17 protein-coding genes are annotated in these 18,147 nt (G+C 74.1%); all 17 read right to left on the minus strand.

Going from position 1 to position 18,147, the window contains the following annotated elements; translation table 11 throughout:
• Positions 1 to 7: 7 nt before the first annotated feature.
• Positions 8 to 1,462 (minus strand): glutamate synthase subunit beta, encoded by a 1,455-nt coding sequence (locus L332_RS16010; protein ID WP_021009228.1) that lies wholly within the window; start codon positions 1,460 to 1,462, stop codon positions 8 to 10.
• Positions 1,455 to 6,011: a glutamate synthase large subunit gene (gene gltB, locus L332_RS16015; RefSeq protein ID WP_052588537.1), complete on the minus strand. Its 4,557-nt coding sequence runs from the start codon at positions 6,009 to 6,011 to the stop codon at positions 1,455 to 1,457. Before gltB ends, L332_RS16010 begins: the two co-directional genes overlap by 8 nt.
• Before the next feature lie 67 nt (positions 6,012 to 6,078).
• Positions 6,079 to 7,248 (minus strand): prolipoprotein diacylglyceryl transferase, encoded by a 1,170-nt coding sequence (gene lgt / locus L332_RS0114470; protein WP_021064813.1) that lies wholly within the window; start codon positions 7,246 to 7,248, stop codon positions 6,079 to 6,081.
• Entirely contained in the window at positions 7,245 to 8,066 is an 822-nt protein-coding gene (gene trpA, locus L332_RS16020) for a tryptophan synthase subunit alpha (RefSeq protein ID WP_021009230.1), read from the minus strand. The genes lgt and trpA overlap by 4 nt, the downstream gene beginning before the upstream one ends.
• A complete protein-coding gene (gene trpB, locus L332_RS16025; RefSeq protein WP_021009231.1) occupies positions 8,063 to 9,283 on the minus strand; it encodes a tryptophan synthase subunit beta in 1,221 nt (406 codons plus the stop codon). The genes trpA and trpB overlap by 4 nt, the downstream gene beginning before the upstream one ends.
• Entirely contained in the window at positions 9,280 to 10,068 is a 789-nt protein-coding gene (trpC, locus tag L332_RS16030; RefSeq protein WP_021064814.1) for an indole-3-glycerol phosphate synthase TrpC, read from the minus strand. Before trpC ends, trpB begins: the two co-directional genes overlap by 4 nt.
• A gap of 2 nt (positions 10,069 to 10,070) precedes the next feature.
• Positions 10,071 to 10,289 carry a DUF6704 family protein gene (locus L332_RS16035; protein WP_031223126.1) on the minus strand — a complete coding sequence of 73 codons (219 nt, stop codon included), beginning with the start codon at positions 10,287 to 10,289 and terminating at the stop codon, positions 10,071 to 10,073.
• Positions 10,290 to 10,390: 101 nt separating this feature from the next.
• Positions 10,391 to 10,936 carry a Trp biosynthesis-associated membrane protein gene (locus tag L332_RS16040; RefSeq protein WP_021009234.1) on the minus strand — a complete coding sequence of 182 codons (546 nt, stop codon included), beginning with the start codon at positions 10,934 to 10,936 and terminating at the stop codon, positions 10,391 to 10,393.
• Positions 10,933 to 12,456 carry an anthranilate synthase component I gene (locus tag L332_RS16045; protein ID WP_021009235.1) on the minus strand — a complete coding sequence of 508 codons (1,524 nt, stop codon included), beginning with the start codon at positions 12,454 to 12,456 and terminating at the stop codon, positions 10,933 to 10,935. The genes L332_RS16040 and L332_RS16045 overlap by 4 nt, the downstream gene beginning before the upstream one ends.
• Positions 12,453 to 12,794, minus strand: a complete 342-nt coding sequence (gene hisI / locus L332_RS16050) for a phosphoribosyl-AMP cyclohydrolase (protein WP_021009236.1) — start codon at positions 12,792 to 12,794, stop codon at positions 12,453 to 12,455. The genes L332_RS16045 and hisI overlap by 4 nt, the downstream gene beginning before the upstream one ends.
• Positions 12,791 to 13,549, minus strand: a complete 759-nt coding sequence (gene hisF, locus L332_RS16055; protein WP_021009237.1) for an imidazole glycerol phosphate synthase subunit HisF — start codon at positions 13,547 to 13,549, stop codon at positions 12,791 to 12,793. The genes hisI and hisF overlap by 4 nt, the downstream gene beginning before the upstream one ends.
• Positions 13,550 to 13,559: 10 nt before the next feature.
• Positions 13,560 to 14,414 carry an ATP phosphoribosyltransferase gene (gene hisG, locus L332_RS16060; protein ID WP_021009238.1) on the minus strand — a complete coding sequence of 285 codons (855 nt, stop codon included), beginning with the start codon at positions 14,412 to 14,414 and terminating at the stop codon, positions 13,560 to 13,562.
• Positions 14,415 to 14,452: 38 nt separating this feature from the next.
• Positions 14,453 to 14,716, minus strand: coding sequence for a phosphoribosyl-ATP diphosphatase (locus tag L332_RS16065; RefSeq protein WP_021009239.1), 264 nt, complete (start codon positions 14,714 to 14,716; stop codon positions 14,453 to 14,455).
• Positions 14,713 to 15,369 carry a ribulose-phosphate 3-epimerase gene (gene rpe / locus L332_RS16070; protein WP_021009240.1) on the minus strand — a complete coding sequence of 219 codons (657 nt, stop codon included), beginning with the start codon at positions 15,367 to 15,369 and terminating at the stop codon, positions 14,713 to 14,715. The genes L332_RS16065 and rpe overlap by 4 nt, the downstream gene beginning before the upstream one ends.
• A gap of 10 nt (positions 15,370 to 15,379) precedes the next feature.
• Positions 15,380 to 15,874 carry an RES family NAD+ phosphorylase gene (locus tag L332_RS30635; RefSeq protein ID WP_021009241.1) on the minus strand — a complete coding sequence of 165 codons (495 nt, stop codon included), beginning with the start codon at positions 15,872 to 15,874 and terminating at the stop codon, positions 15,380 to 15,382.
• Entirely contained in the window at positions 15,871 to 17,211 is a 1,341-nt protein-coding gene (locus L332_RS16080; protein WP_021009242.1) for an RsmB/NOP family class I SAM-dependent RNA methyltransferase, read from the minus strand. Before L332_RS16080 ends, L332_RS30635 begins: the two co-directional genes overlap by 4 nt.
• Entirely contained in the window at positions 17,208 to 18,140 is a 933-nt protein-coding gene (locus L332_RS16085) for a methionyl-tRNA formyltransferase (protein ID WP_021064815.1), read from the minus strand. The genes L332_RS16080 and L332_RS16085 overlap by 4 nt, the downstream gene beginning before the upstream one ends.
• Positions 18,141 to 18,147 lie beyond the last annotated feature (7 nt).

Below are 18,147 nucleotides of genomic sequence, written 5' to 3' on the forward strand. Positions count from 1 at the left end.
CCGACCTTCACGCGACGGCGAAGGGGCGGTCGCTCGCGCGCACCGGCGCCGGGAGCGACGAGGCGCCCTCGAGGTGCGCGTCGACGGCCGCGGCGGCCGCGCGCCCCTCGGCGATCGCCCACACGATGAGGGATGCGCCGCGTCCCGCGTCGCCGGCCACGAACACGCCGGGCACGTCGGTGGCGAAGTCGGGGGTGCGGACGGGTAGGCCGCGCTCGAACGGGACGTCGAGCGCCTCGCCGATCGACGCATCCGCCCCCGTGAAGCCGAGCGCGAGGAGCACGAGGTCGGCGGGGATCTCGCGCTCGGTGCCGGCCTTCGGGCGGCGCACGCCGTCGACGATCTCGGTGTCGGCGACCTTGAGCGCCCGCACCTCGCCCGCGGCATTCGCGAGCAGCTCGACGGTCGAGACGAGGTAGGCGCGCTCGCCGCCCTCCTCGTGGCTCGACTGCACCTCGAACAGGCTCGGGTGCACGGGCCACGGCTGGTGCGCGGGGCGCTCGCTCGGGGGTTGCACGCCGATCGCGAGGTTCGTCACCGAGAGCGCGCCCTGGCGGTGGGCGGTGCCGATGCAGTCGGCGCCCGTGTCGCCGCCGCCGAGGACGACGACGTGCTTGCCGCGCGCCGAGATCTGGTTGGCGGGCACCGTGCCGGCGACGGCGCGGTTCTGCTGCACGAGGTACTCCATTGCGAGGTGCACGCCGTCGAGGCCGCGACCGGGGATGTCGAGCTCGCGCGCGACCGGCGCGCCGGTCGCGATGAGCACCGCGTCGAAGCGCTCGCGCAGCTCCTGCCAGCCGAGCTCGCGGCCGATCTCGACGCCGGCGCGGAAGCGCGTGCCCTCGGCCTGCATCTGCGCGAGCCGCGCCTCGAGCGTGCGCTTCTCGAGCTTGAAGTCGGGGATGCCGTAGCGCAGCAGGCCGCCGATGCGGTCGTCGCGCTCGTACACGACGACGGTGTGGCCCGCGCGCGTGAGCTGCTGCGCCGCCGCGAGCCCCGCGGGTCCGGAGCCCACGACCGCGACGGTCTTGCCCGTGAGGCGCGCCGGCGGGTGCGGCTCGGTCCAGCCGTTCGCGAACGCCTCGTCGGCGATCGCCTGCTCGATCGACTTGATCGTCACTGCGGGCTGGTTGATGCCGAGCACGCACGACGACTCGCACGGCGCCGGGCAGAGGCGGCCGGTGAGCTCGGGGAAGTTGTTCGTCGCGTGCAGCCGGTCGCTCGCCGCGCGGCCCTCGCCGCGCCACGTGAGGTCGTTCCACTCGGGGATGAGGTTGCCGAGCGGGCAGCCCTGGTGGCAGAAGGGCACGCCGCAGTCCATGCAGCGGCTCGCCTGCCGGCGCAGCACGGCCTTGTCGCCCGGCTCGCCGATCTCGCGCCAGTCGAGGATGCGGACGGGCACGGGGCGCTTCTTCGGCAGCTCCCGCTCCGTCACCTTCAGGAATCCGCGCGGGTCAGCCACCGGTCACCTCCAGGATCTGCCGCCAGATGTTGTCGGAGTCCGGGTCGACGCCGTGGCGCTCGGCGTCGAGTCGGATGGTGCGCACCGCCGCCCAGTCGCGCGGCACGAGCTTCGAGACGTGCGCGAGGCCCGCCTCGAGCAGCCCCGCGGCGACCGCGGAGCCGGTGAGCTCGACGTGCCGGGCGAGGATCGCGCGCAGCTCGATCTCGTCCTCGTCGGCGAGCGGCTCGACGCGCAGCTCGCCCTGGTGGAACGACTCCTGGTTGAGCAGCCGCTCGTCGAGGTCGAGCACGTAGGCGACGCCGCCGGACATGCCGGCGCCGAGGTTGCGGCCGGTGGGACCGAGGATGACCGCGGTGCCGCCCGTCATGTACTCGAGCGCGTGGTCGCCGACGCCCTCGCACACGGCGGTCGCGCCGGAGTTGCGCACGAGGAAGCGCTCGCCCACGATGCCGCGCAGGTAGAGCTCGCCGCTCGTCGCGCCGTAGCCGATGACGTTGCCGGCGATGACGTTGTGCTCGGCGACGAGCGCGGCGCCCGGCTCGGGCCGGACGGTCACGAGTCCGCCCGAGAGGCCCTTGCCGACGTAGTCGTTCGCGTCGCCCTCGAGGTGCAGCGCGATGCCGCGCGGCACGAACGCGCCGAGCGACTGGCCGGCGGAGCCGCGCAGCCGCAGCGTGACGGTGCCGGGCTCGAGGCCGGCCGCGCCCGCGCGCAGCGTCACGGCGTTGCCGAGCATCGTGCCGACCGCGCGGTCGGTGTTCGCGATCTCGAGGTCGAGCTCGAGCCGCTCCCCCGCGTCGAGCGCCCGCTCCAGCTGCTCGAGCAAGCGGGAGTCGAGCTGCTGCTCGAGCTCGTGGTCCTGCTCGGTCGTGCGGCGCGGCGCGCCCTCGGCGCCCGCGGGTGCGGCGAGCACGGGCGCGAGGTCGAGCCCCTCCGCCTTCCAGTGGCGCACGGCGCGGTCGACCTCGAGCAGGTCGCTGCGGCCGATCGCCTCGTCGAGGCTGCGCAGGCCGAGCGATGCGAGCAGCTCTCGCACCTGCTGGGCGATGAACTCGAAGAACTGCACCACGAACTCGGGCTTGCCGGTGAAGCGCTCGCGCAGCAGCGGGTTCTGCGTCGCGACGCCCACGGGGCACGTGTCGAGGTGGCAGACGCGCATCATGATGCAGCCCGAGACGACGAGCGGCGCGGTCGCGAAGCCGAACTCCTCCGCGCCGAGCAGCGCGCCGATCACGACGTCGCGACCCGTCTTGAGCTGTCCGTCGACCTGCACGCTCACGCGCTCGCGCAGCCCGTTGACCATCAGGGTGTGCTGCGCCTCGGCGAGCCCGATCTCCCACGGCGTGCCCGCGTGCTTGAGCGAGTTGAGCGGGCTCGCGCCCGTGCCGCCGTCGTGGCCGGAGACGAGCACGACGTCGGCCTTCGCCTTCGCGACGCCCGCCGCGACCGCGCCGATGCCCGATTGCGAGACGAGCTTCACGTGCACGCGGGCTCGCGGGTTCGCGCGCTTGAGGTCGAAGATGAGCTGCTTGAGGTCCTCGATCGAGTAGATGTCGTGGTGCGGCGGCGGCGAGATGAGCCCGACGCCGGGCGTCGCGTGCCGCGTGCTCGCGACCCACGGGTAGACCTTCCCGGGCGGCAGCTGCCCGCCCTCGCCGGGCTTCGCGCCCTGCGCCATCTTGATCTGCAGGTCGTCGGCGTGCGAGAGGTACATGCTCGTGACGCCGAAGCGGCCGGAGGCGACCTGCTTGATCGCGCTGCGCCGCTCGGGGTCGAGCAGCCGCTCGTCGGTCTCGCCGCCCTCGCCGGTGTTCGACTTCGCGCCGAGCCGGTTCATCGCGATCGCGAGCGTCTCGTGCGCCTCCTCCGAGATCGAGCCGTAGCTCATCGCTCCCGTCGAGAAGCGCTTGACGATCTCGGCGACCGGCTCGACCTCGTCGATCGGGATCGGCTCCGCGGCGGGCCGCAGCGCGAGCAGGCCGCGCAGCGTCTTGAGCTCCGCCGCCTGCTCGTCGACGAGCCGCGTGTACTGCTCGAACACGTCGAAGCGGCCCGTGCGGGTCGAGTGCTGCAGCTTGAAGACCGCCTCGGGGCTGAACAGGTGCGGCGCGCCGTCGCGGCGCCACTGGTACTCGCCGCCGGTCGCGAGCCGCTCGTGCGCGAGCGGCGCGCGCTCGTCGGGGTACGCCGACTGGTGGCGCAGCCGGTTCTCCTCGGCGATGACGTCGAGCCCGACGCCGCCGAGCGGCGAGTGGGTGCCGACGAAGAAGCGGTCGACGAGCTCTTGCGAGAGGCCGACGGCCTCGAACGCCTGCGCGCCGCCGTAGGCGCCGACGGTCGAGATGCCCATCTTCGACATGATCTTGATGACGCCCTTGCCGAGCGCCTTGATGAGGTTGCGCACCGCGGTGTCGACGTCGGCGCCGAGCTGCCCCGTGAGCGCGAGCTGCTCGGCCGTCTCCATCGCGAGGTAGGGGTTGACGGCGCTCGCGCCGTAGCCGATGAGGAGCGCGACGTGGTGCACCTCGCGCACGTCGCCGGCCTCGACCACGATGCCGGCGCGCATGCGGGTGGACGCGGCGATGAGGTGGTGGTGGACGGCGCTCGTCATGAGCAGGGTCGGGATGGGCGCGAGCTGGTCGGTCGAGTCGCGGTCGGAGAGCACGATGAACTGCGCGCCGTCGGCGATCGCCTCGTCGACCTCGCGGCAGAGCTCCTCGAGCCGCCGCTCCATCGCCTCGGGGCCGCCGTCGACCCGGTAGAGCCCCTTCACCACGACCGTGCGGCGAGATCCCGGCGTGCGGTCGATCGAGCGGATCTTCGCCAGCTGGTCGTTGTCGATGACCGGGAAGTCGAGGATGATCTGGCTCGCGTGCGAGGGCGTCGCGGTCAGCAGGTTGCGCACCGGGCCGAGCCCCATCGACGTGCTCGTCACGATCGATTCCCGCAGGCTGTCGAGCGGCGGGTTCGTCACCTGGGCGAAGGCCTGCGCGAAGTAGTCGAACAGCAGCCGCGGCCGCTTCGCGAGCACCGCGATGGGCGTGTCGCTGCCCATCGCGCCGAGCGGCTCGGCCCCGGTCTTCGCCATCGGCGCGATGAGCAGCCGCACCTCCTCCTCGGTGTAGCCGAAGGTGCGCTGGCGGCGCGTGACGGATGCGGCGGTGTGCGCGACGTGCTCGCGCTCGGGGAGGTCGGCGAGGTGGATGCGGCTCGAGTCGAGCCACTCGCCCCACGGCTCCATCGCGGCGAGCTCGGCCTTGACCTCCTCGTCGGGCACGAACCTGCCGGCCTCGGTGTCGACGAGGAAGAGCCGCCCGGGCTGCAGCCGGCCGCGGCGCACGACGCGCTCGGGCGCGATCGGCAGCACGCCCGTCTCGCTCGCGAGCACGAAGAGCCCGTCGTCGGTCTCGAGCCAGCGGCCCGGGCGCAGCCCGTTGCGGTCGAGCGTCGCGCCGACGAGCGAGCCGTCGGTGAACGCGATCGCGGCGGGGCCGTCCCACGGCTCCATCAGCAGCGAGTGGTACTCGGCGAAGTCGCGCAGCTGCTGCGGCATGTCGGGCTGGTTCTCCCACGCCTGCGGCACCATCATCATGAGCGCGTGCGGGAGCGACCGGCCGGCGAGCGTGAGCAGCTCGAGCACCTCGTCGAACGAGGCGGAGTCGCTCATCCCCGGCGTGATGATCGGCCGCACGGGCCGGAGGTCGCCGAGCAGCTCCGAGGCGAGCTGCGACTCGCGCGCGCGCATCCAGTTGCGGTTGCCCTCGACGGTGTTGATCTCGCCGTTGTGCGCGATCATCCGCAGCGGCTGCGCGAGCGGCCACGAGGGGAAGGTGTTGGTGGAGTAGCGCGAGTGCACGATCGCGAGCCGCGTCTCGAAGCGCGGGTCGGAGAGGTCGGGGTAGAACGGCTCGAGCTGGAGCGTCGTGACCATGCCCTTGTAGGTGATCGTGCGGCTCGAGAGCGACGGCAGGTACTCCCCCAGCTCGCGCTCGATGCGCTTGCGGAGCCGCCACGTGAGCCGGTCGAGCTCGATGCCCGCGACGGGCGTCCCCGCCGGCGCGACGAAGAGCTGCTCGATCGCCGGCATCGCGGCGCGCGCGAGCTTGCCCAGCGCATCCGGCACGGTCGGCACCTCGCGCCAGCCGAGCACCGTGAGGCGCTCCTGCCAGGCGATCTCGCGGATGCCGTCCTTCACCCGGGCGCGCTCGGCGTCGTCGAGCGGGAGGAAGGCCAGGCCCGCGGCGTAGCCGCCCGCCTCGGGCAGCGGGAAGCCCGCGACCTCGCGCAGGAACGCATCCGGCATCTGCGTGAGGATGCCAGCGCCGTCGCCCGTGCCGGCGTCGGAGCCGACGGCGCCGCGGTGCTCGAGGTTGCGCAGCGCGTCGAGCGCGAGTGCGACGATGTCGTGCCCGGGCGTGCCGCGCGTGGTGGCGACCATGGCGAGGCCGCACGAGTCCTTCTCGTGGCGCGGGTCGTACATCCCGGCCTTCGCCGGTACCGCCATGCCCTGGAAAGCCCGGGAAACGGGCTCGCTGACTGATCGCATGCTGCTCCTGCTCTCGCGATCGGGAGCGGGACGCCGTCGGCCCGCCGCGCGCTGGGAGCGCGCAGTCCTACTGGTGTGCGGCCGCGGGTTCTGCGGCTCGAGCCGCCTCGTCCTGGGTGCGGGACTCGGGGGTCTCGGTGTAGACGTCAGAATCTAGCACCTGATCGGCACCCGGCTCGCGCCCGGGCTGCCACGGGGAGGGCTCGAGGCCCGGGTGGCGGCGCGACTGCACGACCCACACGACGACGCCGATGACGATCGCGAGGAACGCCATCCACACGTTCGTGCGGATGCCGAGGAAGAGCTCGGAGGGGTCGAGGCGGATGGTCTCGAAGACCGAGCGGCCGAGGCCGTACCAGATGAGGTAGAGCGCGATGAGGCGGCCCCACTGCACGTCGCGCTTGCGGTCGAGCCACAGCAGCAGCGCTGCGCCGAGCACGTTCCAGATGATCTCGTACGCGAACGTCGGGTGGAAGAGCACGCCCTCGGGGAGCCCGACGGGGTACGCGGGGTTCGTCGACTCGATCTCGAGGCCCCACGGCAGGTCGGTCGGCTGGCCGAAGAGCTCGTGGTTGAACCAGTTGCCGAGCCGGCCGAACGCCTGCGCGAGCAGCAGGCCGGGCGCGAGCGCGTCGGCGAAGGTCGAGAAGCGCAGGCCCGTCTGGCGGCAGCCGATCCAGACGCCGAGCGCGCCGCCGATGAGGGCGCCGAAGATCGCGATGCCGCCCTCCCAGATGTAGAGCGCCGAGAGCGGGTCGCGGCCCGGGCCGAAGTAGTCGTCGGGGTGCGTGACGACGTGGAAGACGCGAGCGGCGACGATGCCGAGCAGCACGGCCCACACGGCGACGTCGATGACGTAGCCCGCGTCGACGCCGCGCTGGTGGAGGCGCCAGCCGGTGAGCACCGCGGCCACGACGATGCCGGCGAGGATGCACAGCGCGTAGGTCTGGATGCCCCACGAAGGGCCGACCAGGCGCAGCACCCACGTGATCAGGAGCGCGAACGCGAGCGAGGCGACGACCGTCCAGGCCGCGTCGCGGCGCGTGAGCCTGCCCGTCACGAGCAGCCCGGCGAGCGCGAGGACCGCGAGCACGACGCCGAGCACGACGCCGAAGACGATCGCGCCGGTCATGGAGCCCTGCACGAGGCCGAGGACGCCGATCGCGTCGAGCCACTGGCCCAGCGGCACCTGCTGCCACTCGGGCGCGGGACTCGGGATGCTCTGGAAGACGGTCACGCGGTCGCGCCCTTTCGTTCGGTCGGTGCGAGTGTACCTTCGGCGAGCGAGGCGGCGAGCGCGCGCACGGCGGGCACTCCGCCCTCGTCGAGCGCGCGGACGAGCGCGGAGCCGACGATCGCGCCGTCGGCGTACTCGAGCACGTCGCGCACCTGCTCCGGCGTCGAGATGCCGAGGCCGACGCAGCGCAGGGCCTCGCCGCCCGTCGCGGCGGCGCGCTCGGCGATGCGCTCCGAGAGCGCACGGGCCGCGCGGTCGACGTCGTCGCGCGCGCCCGTCGTGCCCATCGTCGAGACGGTGTAGACGAAGCCGCGCGAGGCCTGGATCGCGGCGTCGAGCCGCGCGTCGGAGGAGGAGGGCGCCGCGAGGAAGATGCGGTCGAGCCCGTGCCGGTCGGCGGCCGCGAGCCACGCCGCGGCGTTCTCGGGCGTGAGGTCGGGCGTGATGAGGCCCGCGCCGCCGGCCGCGGCGAGCCGCTCGGCGAAGCGGTCGACGCCGTAGCGCAGCACCGGGTTCCAGTACGTCATGACGAGCACCGGTGCGCTCGTGCGCGCGGTGATCGCCTCGATCGCCTCGAACAGCTCGTCGAGCCGGAAGCCGCGGTCGAGCACCGCCTGGGTCGCCGTCTGGATGACCGGGCCGTCCATCGCGGGGTCGGAGTAGGGCACGCCGAGCTCGATCGCGGTGCAGCCCGCCTCGGCGATCGCGACGGCCGCCTCGACGCTCGTGGCGAGGTCGGGGAAGCCGACCGGCAGGTAGCCGATGAGGGCGCGCTCGCCGGTGGCGCGGATGGCGTCGGCGGTGGAGATGCGGCTCATGCCTGCTCCGCCTCCTCGTCGAGCAGGCCGAACCAGCGGCCCGCGGTCGCGACGTCCTTGTCGCCGCGCCCCGAGAGCGAGACGAGCAGCGTCGAGCCAGGCGACTCCTGCGCGAGCCGCATCGCGCCCGCGATCGCGTGCGCCGACTCGATCGCCGGGATGATGCCCTCGGCGCGCGTGAGCGCGAGGAACGCATCCATCGCCTCCGCATCGCTCACCGGCTGGTACTCGGCGCGGCCGAGGTCGTGGAGCCACGCGTGCTCGGGCCCGACGCCCGGGTAGTCGAGGCCCGCCGAGATCGAGTGCGACTCGAGCGTCTGGCCGTCGTCGTCCTGCAGCAGGTAGGTGCGCATGCCGTGCAGCAGGCCCGGCGCGCCGCGCTCGATCGAGAGGGCGTGGCGCTCGGTGGTCGGGCCGTCGCCCGCGGCCTCGAGGCCGATGAGGCGCACGCCCGGGTCGTCGAGGAAGGCGTGGAAGATGCCCATCGCGTTCGAGCCGCCGCCGACGCACGCGAGCACGGCGTCGGGCAGCGCGCCGGTGAGCGCGATCGTCTGCTCGCGCGCCTCCTCGCCGATCGCGCGGTGGAAGTCGCGCACCATCTCGGGGAACGGGTGCGGTCCCGCGACGGTGCCCATGAGGTAGTGGGTCGAGTCGACGTTCGCGACCCAGTCGCGCAGTCCCTCGTTGATCGCGTCCTTGAGCGTGCGCGAGCCCGTCTTGACCGGCACGACCTGCGCGCCGAGCAGCCGCATGCGGGCGACGTTGAGCGCTTGGCGCTCGGTGTCGACCTCGCCCATGTAGACGACGCACTCCATGCCGAACAGGGCCGCGGCGGTCGCGGTCGCGACGCCGTGCTGGCCCGCGCCCGTCTCGGCGATGAGCCGCGTCTTGCCGAGCCGGCGGGCGACGAGCGCCTGCCCGAGCACGTTGTTGATCTTGTGGCTGCCGGTGTGGTTGAGATCCTCGCGCTTGAGCAGGATGCGCGCGCCGGCGATCTCGGAGAGCCGCTTCGCCTCGGTCAGCATCGAGGGGCGGCCGGTGTAGCCGCGCGAGAGCGCGGCGAACTCGGCCTGGAACTCCGGGTCGCGCTTGCACTCGTCGTAGCACGCGGCGAGCTCGTCGATCGCGGCCATGAGGGGCTCTGGCATGAAGACGCCCCCGAACTCGCCGAACCACGGCCCGTGCTGCTCCCGCAGCTTCGACTGGCTCTCGGTCATGCGGCCCTCCCGAACTCTCGGACGCGCGACGCGGGGTCGCCGTCGGTGACGAGCGCCTCGCCGACGAGCACGGCATCTGCGCCGTCCTGCCGGTAGCGCGCGACGTCGGCGGCCGAGCGCACGCCCGACTCGGCGACCGCGACCGTGCCGGCCGGGATGCGCTCGCGCAGCTCGGCGAAGCGCTCGGGGTGCATCGTGAACGTCTTGAGGTCGCGCGTGTTGACGCCGAGGATGCGCGCGTCGGCCGCGAGGGCCGCGTCGATCTCGCGCTCGTCGTGGACCTCGACGAGCACCGAGAGCCCGAGCCCGTTCGCGAAGCGGTGCAGCTGCACGAGTCGGGCCGGCTCGAGCGAGGCGACGATGAGCAGCACGATGTCGGCGCCGAACGCGCGCGCCTCTAGCAGCTGGTACTCGTCGGCGATGAAGTCCTTGCGCAGCACCGGCACCTGGACGGCCTCGCGCACGGCGCGCAGGTCGTCGAGGCTGCCGAGGAAGCGCCGCTCCTCGGTGAGCACGCTGATCGCGCTCGCGCCGCCGGCCGCGTAGCTCGAGGCGAGGGCGGCGGGCTCGGGGATGTCGGCGAGCGGCCCCTTCGAGGGGCTCGCGCGCTTCACCTCGGCGATGATGTGCGGTCCCGGCGAGTCGGCCTTCGGCGTGCTGAGGAGGGATGCGGCGTCGAGGGGCGTGCGCGACTGCAGCGCGATCGCCTCCAGGCGATCGGCCGGCAGCTGCTCGCGCCGCCGGGCAGCGTCCTCGAGCGCGCCCGCGGTGAGCGCGTCGAGCACGCTCAGTGGTCCTTCACCCCGAAGCCGGCCTTCGCGAGGATGGGCCAGAGGAGGATGCCGACGACGAGCAGGCCGACGCTCGCCCAGACGAGCGCGGGCATGTCGAGGAAGAAGAAGAGCGTGCCGAGGGTGAACGCGAGGATCATGACGATGACGCTCGTCCACGCGGCGCGCGAGTTGCCGTGGCCGGGGTCGACGAACGACGCCTCGTACTCCGCGATTCCGAGATCAGCTGCGTGCTGATCGCTGATGCCCTTGCGTGCGCTCACGATGCTCCTTGGTCGGCCTTCCGGGCGCGCTCGCGCGCCCGCACCCCTCGAGTCTATCGAGTCGGGTCCTCACCGTCGTCCATCACGTCCCACGCGAGCCCCGTGCCGCGCTCGTAGCGCTCGGCGCGGCGCGCGCGCTGCGGCCAGCGCCGAGCGGTGACGAGCGCGACGAGCCCGCCGACGATCGCGATCAGGCCGGCCGCGGCTCCCACGATCGGCCACGGCGCCTCCGCGAGGCTCGCGATCTCGGCGGCCTGCGCCGTGCCGGCGAGGCCCGTGGCGTCGGCGACGAGCGCCTCGACCGCGACAGGGATCCCCGCTCGGGAGGCGAGCGCGTGCACCGCGGTGAGGCCGCCGAGCAGCACGGCGAGCGCGCCGAGCGCGAAGCGCCACGCGAGGCCGGCGATCGGCAGCACGAGCGCGAGCGCGACGCTCGCGAGCGAGAGGATCGTGAGCCCGCCCGCGAGGTCCTGCCCCGCGACCGCGAGCTCGCGGCCGTCGACGAGCACCGCGGTCGCCCACGGCTGCGTCGCGGCGAGCAGCCCGAGCGCGCCCGCCGCGAGGAGCGCGAGCACCGCGACGAGCCGGCCGCGCCTCACGCGCCGAGCCCTCGCATGGTGCTCGCGACCGCGACGGCGCGCAGCGGCGCGGCGGCCTTGCTCCGCACCTCCTGCAGCTCGCTCTCGGGGTCGCTGTCGGCGACGAGCCCCGCTCCCGACTGCACGTGCGCGACCCCGTCGCGCATCGTCACGGTGCGGATCGCGATCGCGAGGTCGGCGTCGCCGGCGAAGTCGAGCCAGCCGACGACGCCGCCGTAGACGCCGCGCTGCGCCGGCTCGAGCTCGTCGATGATCTCGAGCGCGCGCGGCTTCGGCGCGCCGGAGAGGGTGCCCGCCGGGAACGTCGCGCGGAACGCGTCGAGCGCGCTCGCGCCGTCGCGCATCCGACCCTCGACCGTCGAGACGATGTGCATGATGTGGCTGAACCGCTCGATCGCCATGAGCTCGGTGACCGCGACGGAGCCCGGCACGCACACCTTCGCGAGGTCGTTGCGCGCGAGGTCGACGAGCATGACGTGCTCGCTGCGCTCCTTGGGGTCGGCGAGCAGCTCCTCGCCGAGGTCGCGGTCGGCGGCGGCGTCGGCGCCGCGCGGGCGGCTGCCGGCGATCGGATGCATCGTCGCGCGTCCCTCGTGGACGGTCACGAGCGCCTCGGGGCTCGACCCGACGACGGCGTACGAACCGCCCTCGGCGTCCTCGAGGGCGAGGAGGTAGAGGTACGGCGAGGGGTTGAGCATGCGCAGCACGCGGTAGACCTCGAGCGGGTCGGCGTCGGTCGGCAGGTCGAAGCGCGCCGAGAGCACGACTTGGAAGACGTCGCCGTCGACGATGTGGCGCTTCGAGCGCTCGACCATCGCGCGGAAGGCGTCGGCGTCGACGCGCGCGGTCGGCGCGGGCTCCGCGTCCCGGTCGATCGAGGCGACCGAGCCCGGCTCGACGCGCGCGAGGGCGGCCTCGAGCGCGTCGAGCCGCGCCTGCGCGTCGCGCCACAGCGCATCCGGCGCCTCGACGCCGTCGTTCACGACGTTCGCGACGAGGTGCGCTGCGCCCGTGCGGTGGTCGAGCACGACGAGCGTCGCCGTGAGGGCCATCGCGATCGCCGGCACATCGACGTCGCGCTCGGGCGCGTCGGGGAGGTGCTCGAGCTCGCGCACGGCCTCCCAGCCGATGTGCCCGATCATGCCGCTCGTGAGCCGCGGGAGCCCGTCGATGCGGGGCGTCGCCCAGCGGCGCAGCACGTGCTCGAGGGTGTCGAGGCCGCTGCGCGGCACGTCGTCGCCGAGCAGCCGCTCGGTGGTGAGCGAGTCGGAGCGCCACTCGACGCGGCCGCGGTCGGCCGTCAGGAGTCCGAACACCTCGACGCCGACGAACGAGTAGCGGTTCCACACGCCCTGCTCGGCCGACTCGAGCAGGAACGAGCCCGGCCGGCCGGCGGCGACGCGGCGGTAGACGCCGACGGGCGTCTCGGCGTCGAGGAAGACCTCGCGCACGACCGGCACGATGCGGTGGCCGGGCAGGAGCGCGTCGAACGCCTCGCGCGTCGTGGAGCCGAGCGTCACGAGCGGTCCTCGACGGTGACGGGCACGGGCGTGAAGAAGCACGAGCGCGCGCCCGTGTGGCACGCGGGGCCGGTCTGGTCGACGCGGATGAGGAGGGCGTCGCCGTCGCAGTCGATCGCGATCGAGCGCGGCACCTGGATGTTGCCGGACGTGTCACCCTTCCGCCAGTACTCCTGCCGGGAGCGCGACCAGAACGTCACGCGGCCCTCGGTCGCGGTGCGGCGCAGCGCCTCGTCGTCCATGTATCCGACCATGAGCACGTCGCCCGTCGCGTCGTCCTGGATGACGGCCGCGACGAGCCCGTCGGCGTCCTTCTTGAGCTGCGGCAGCTCGCTCATCGCACCGTCACCCCCGCCTCGCGCATCGCGGCCTTGACCTCGCCGATCGTGCACTGGCCGCTGTGGAAGATGCTCGCGGCGAGCACGGCGTCGGCGCCCGCGGCCACGGCTGGCGCGAAGTCGGCCGGATCCCCCGCACCGCCGGAGGCGATGACGGGGCACGTCGCGACCGCGCGCACCGCGCGCGTGAGCTCGAGGTCGAAGCCGTCCTTCGTGCCGTCGGCGTCGATCGAGTTGACGAGCAGCTCGCCGACGCCGCGGCGCACGCCCTCGGCCGCCCACTCGAGCGCGTCGAGCCCGGCGCCGCGCGAGCCGCCGTGCGTCGTCACCTCGAAGCCCGAGGGCGTCTCGGGCGAGCGGCGCACGTCGAGCGAGAGCACGAGCACCTGGGAGCCGAAGTCGGCGACGATGCGGTCGATGAGCTCGGGATCGCGGATCGCGGCGGAGTTGACGCCGACCTTGTCGGCGCCGTGCGCGAGCAGCCGCGCGACGTCGTCGCGGCTGCGCACGCCGCCGCCGACGGTGAGCGGGATGAAGACCTGCTCCGCGCAGCGCTCGACGACCTCGAGCATGGTGCCGGCGTCCTCGACGGTCGCCTTGACGTCGAGGAAGGTCAGCTCGTCGGCGCCCTGCTCGGCGTAGCGGGCGGCGAGCTCGACCGGATCGCCCTGGTCGGTGAGCCCCTGGAAGCGGACGCCCTTGACGACGCGCCCGTGGGCGACGTCGAGGCACGGGATGACGCGGGTGGCGAGCACGGCGGTCCTCCTAGATGCGGGCGGCGTGGATGTTGGTGACGATGATCGCGCGCGCGCCGACGTCGGCGAGGGCGTCCATGATCTGGTTCGTCTCCTGGCTGCGCACCATGACGCGCACGGCGACCCAGTCGGGGTCGTGCAGCGGGCTCACGGTCGCGCTCTCGAAGCCGCTCGCGATGCCGATCGCCGCGTCGAGGCGCGAGCGCTCGATGTCGTAGTCGACGAGCACGAAGTCGCGCGCGACGATGACGCCGTCGAGCCGCCGCTTGAGGGTCGCGAGCCCCGGCTTGTCGGTGCCGTGCTCCCCCGCGTCGTTCGTGATGAGCACGGCCTCGCTCTCGAGGATCGGCTCGCCGAAGACCTCGAGGCCCTGGGCCCGCAGGGTCGCGCCCGTCTCGACGACGTCGGCCACGGCATCCGCGACCCCGAGCCGCACGGCCGACTCGACGGCGCCGTCGAGGCGCACGAGCTCGGCGGTCACGCCGTGCTGCGCGAGATGCTGCTCGACGAGGCCCGTGTACGAGGATGCGACGCGCTGACCCTCGAGGTCGCGCGCGTCGCCGAAGCGGCCGGCCGGGCCCGCGAAGCGGAACGTCGAGCGGGCGAAGCCGAGGCCCTCGATCTCGAGCGCGGGCGAGCCGGAGTCGAGCAGCAGGTCGCGGCCGGTGATGCCGACGTCGAGCGCGCCCGAGCCGACGTAGGTCGCGATGTCGCGCGGCCGGAGGAAGAAGAACTCGACCTCGTTGCGGGCGTCGACGACGATGAGCTCCTTGCCGTCGCGGCGACCGCGGTAGCCGGCCTCGTCGAGCATCTGGGCGGCCGTCTCGGCGAGCGAGCCCTTGTTGGGCACGGCGATCTTGAGCATGGTGGTTCCTTCAGGTCTGACGGTCGGTGGACGGCGCGTCAGAGATGTCGGTACACGTCCTGCAGCGAGATGCCCTTCGCGAGCATGAGCACCTGGAGGTGGTAGAGCAGCTGCGAGATCTCGATCGCCGCGTCCTCGTCGCTCTCGTGCTCGGCGGCCATCCAGACCTCCGCGGCCTCCTCCACGATCTTCTTGCCGATCTCGTGGACGCCGGCGTCGACCGCCGCGACCGTGCCGGAGCCCGGTCGTCGCTCGGCGAGCGTCTGCTCGAGCTCGGCGTACAGCTCGTCGAAGGTCTTCACGCCTCCAGGCTACCGGCGTCGCGGAGCGCCGCGATGCGCGCGGCCACGTCGTCGTGCCCGTAGACGGCCGATCCGGCCACGAAGACGTCGGCGCCCGCGGCCGCGGCGATCGGCAGCGTGTCGGCGGTGATGCCGCCGTCGACCTGCAGCGCGAGCTCGACGCCCGCCTCGTCGGCGCGGCTCCGCAGCTCGACGAGCTTCGGCATCATGTCGGCCATGAAGGACTGGCCGCCGAAGCCGGGCTCGACGGTCATGACGAGCACCATGTCGAACTCCGTCAGGTGCTCGAGCACCGCGTCGACCGCGGTGCCCGGCTTGAGCGCGATCGCCGCGCGCGTGCCACGGGCCCGCAGCTCGCGCGCGAGCGCGACGCCGTCGTTCGTCGCCTCGGCGTGGAACGTGACCGACTCGACGCCGCGGATGGCGTACTGCGGCGCCCACGTGTCGGGGTCGTCGATCATGAGGTGCACGTCGATCGGCAGCTCGGTCACCTCGGCGATGCGCTGCACCATCGGCAGCCCGAAGGTGAGGTTCGGCACGAAGTGGGCGTCCATGACGTCGACGTGCACGCCGTCGGCGTCCCGGATGCGCTCGAGGTCGCGCTCGAGGTTGACGAAGTCCGCCGACAGGATGCTGGGGTGGATCCTGACCATGCCCGCCACCCTATCCGCGTCGGCGCAGGCGCACCGTCGGGGCGCCTGCCTCGTTCCAGCGGAACAGCACGAGGTGCCAGAGCCCGGGGCGCTGGCGGGACGGGTCGATCACGCCGTTCGCGCCGAGCTCGAGCAAGCGGTCGCGGACCGTCCAGGAGCGCGGCGTGCCGCCCGCGGCCGCGACGTCCTGCCACGGGGCCGCCGCGTCGGCGACGTCGATGCCCGCAGCGGCGAGCGCATCCGCGTCGCGCAGGTCGACGATGCCGCTCGCCTCGACGTCGACCTCGACGACCTCGAGCTCCTCGGCCCGCGCATCCCGGTGCGCGAGCATCGCGGCCGCCACGCCGTCGCGGGACGAGCTCAGGTAGAGCGTCGGCTCGTGCGCCCGCGAGTAGCGCCCCGCCGCGCGCGATCCCGCGATCGCGCGCTCGCGGTAGCGCGGGTCGACCGCGCGGTGGAACGTGCCCCGCACCGGCGGCGCCGCGATCCCGTCGAGGCCGATCACCCCGCGGGCCGCATGAGCAGCTGGATGAACATCGCGTCGGTGCCGTTGCGGTGCGGCCACAGCTGCACCGCGTCGCCCGTCTCGCCGAGCGCGATGCCGGGCGAGAGCTCGGCGACGACCTCGCGCGTCGGCACCGGCTCGAGGCCGAGGGCGGATGCGCGCTCGACGACCGCGCGCGTCTCGGCGAGGTGGGGCGAGCACGTGACGTAGGCGACGAGCCCGCCGGGGCGCACGGCGCGAGCGGACGCCTCGAGCAGCTCGACCTGGAGCGCCGCGAGCTCCGGCACGTCGGTCGGCTGCTTGCGCCAGCGGGCCTCGGGCCGCCGGCGCAGCGCGCCGAGGCCCGTGCACGGGGCGTCGAGCAGCACGCGGTCGAAGGCGCCCGCGGTCTCGCCCCGGCCGTAGCGGCGGCCGTCGCCCACGACGACGTCGGGGCGCGGCTCGATCGAGCGCACCGCGTCGCGCACGAGCCTCGCGCGGTGCGGCGCGACCTCGTTGGCCTCGAGCCGCGCGCCGTGCACCGCGGCCTCGGCGGCGAGCAGCGCGGTCTTGCCGCCCGGGCCCGCGCACAGGTCGAGCCAGCGCTCGCCCGCCGCGACCGGACGCGCGCGCGTGAGGGCGAGGGCGGCGAGCTGGCTGCCCGCGTCCTGCACGCGCCACGCCCCGCTCGCGACCTGCGGCACCCGAGCGGGGTCGCCGCCCGGCGCGACGCGGCCGAGCGGGCTCGCGGTCGGCGCGAGGTCGAGCTCGCCCGGCTCGGCGAGGCCGGGCAGCGCGACGAGCTGTACCGCTGGCGGGTCGTTGTCGGCCTCGAGGAGCGCCTCGAGCTCGCCGGCCGCGCCCTCGCGGTCGAGCGTGCGCCGCAGCGCGCGCAGCACCCACGCGGGGTGCGACGACTCGAGCGCGAGCCGCTCGTCGGCGCCGAGCCGCTCGGCGATGCGCGCGAGTCGCTGCTCCCACGGCTCCTCCGAGAGCCGGCGCAGCACCGCGTTCGCGAAGCCGAGCCGCCCCTTGTTGCGGCGCCCGAGCAGCGCGACGGTCTCGTGCACCGCGGCGTGCGCGGGCACGCGCATGCGGCTGAGCTGGTGCGAGCCGATGCGGAGGGTCGCGCGCGTCTCCGGGTCGATCTCGTCGACCGGCCGGCCCGCGGCGTCGGCGATGAGCGCGTCGTGCTGGCCCTGCCAGCGGAGCGTGCCGTAGGCGAGCTCGGTCGCGAAGCCCGCGTCGGCGGGGCTCAGGCCGGCCTCGCGGATGCGCGCGGGCAGCAGCAGGTTGGCGTACGCGTCGTCGCGGTCGACCGCGAGGACGACGTCGCGCGCGACGAGGCGGGCGCTCATCGGCCGCCCTCTGCGGGCGCGAGCTCGAAGACGGCCGTGCCGCCCCGGCCGCGGAGCCAGTCGACGCCCGGCATGGGGCGCTTCCCCGCGGGCTGCACCTCGACGAGCTCGAGCGGGGCGCTGCCCGTGCCGACGACGGCCGCGCGCCCGGCGATCGCCGCGTGGCCGGGCGGCAGCGGCTCGGCGCCCGAGCGGACGAGCGCGAGCAGCTTGACCCGCTGGCCGTCGACGGTGCCGTGCGCGCCCGGCTCGGGCGTCACGCCCCGCCAGCGGCTCAGCACGACGGGCGCCGGCCGCTGAAGGTCGAGCGCGCCGTCGGCGAGGGTGAGCTTGGGCGCGAGCGTCGGCGACCCGACCTGCTCGGCGAACCTCGCGGTGCCGGCCTCGATCTCGCGCACGGCCTCGGCGAGCTCGCCCGCGCCGAGCACGGCGAGCTCCGCGAGCAGCTCGCCCGCGGTCGTGCCCTCGGCGATCGGCGCCTCGCGCACGCGCACGAGCGGCCCGGCGTCGAGCTGCTCGACGAGTCGGAACACGCTCACGCCCGTGCTGCTGCGGCCGTCGATGAGCGCTCGCTGCACGGGCGCGGCGCCGCGGTAGTCGGGCAGCACCGAGAAGTGCAGGTTGATCCAGCCGTGCCGCGGCAGCGACAGGAGCGGCTCGCGCACGAGCCCGCCGTAGGCGACGACCGCGGCGAGCTCGGGCTCGAGCGCCGCGATCCGCTCGGTCGCCTCGGCGTCGAGCCGGTTCGCCTCGATGACGTCGAGGCCGAGCTCGACCGCGCGCGCCGCGACGGGCGTCGGGGTGAGCACGCGCTTGCGGCCCTGCGGCGAGGGGGCGCGAGTGACGACCGCGGCGATCTCGTGCTCGGCCGCGAGGGCCTCGAGGCTCGGCACGGCGGCGGCGGGACTGCCGGCGAAGACGATGCGCATGACTGCT

The sequence above is a fragment of the Agrococcus pavilionensis RW1 genome, from assembly GCF_000400485.1.
Lineage (GTDB): Bacteria > Actinomycetota > Actinomycetes > Actinomycetales > Microbacteriaceae > Agrococcus > Agrococcus pavilionensis.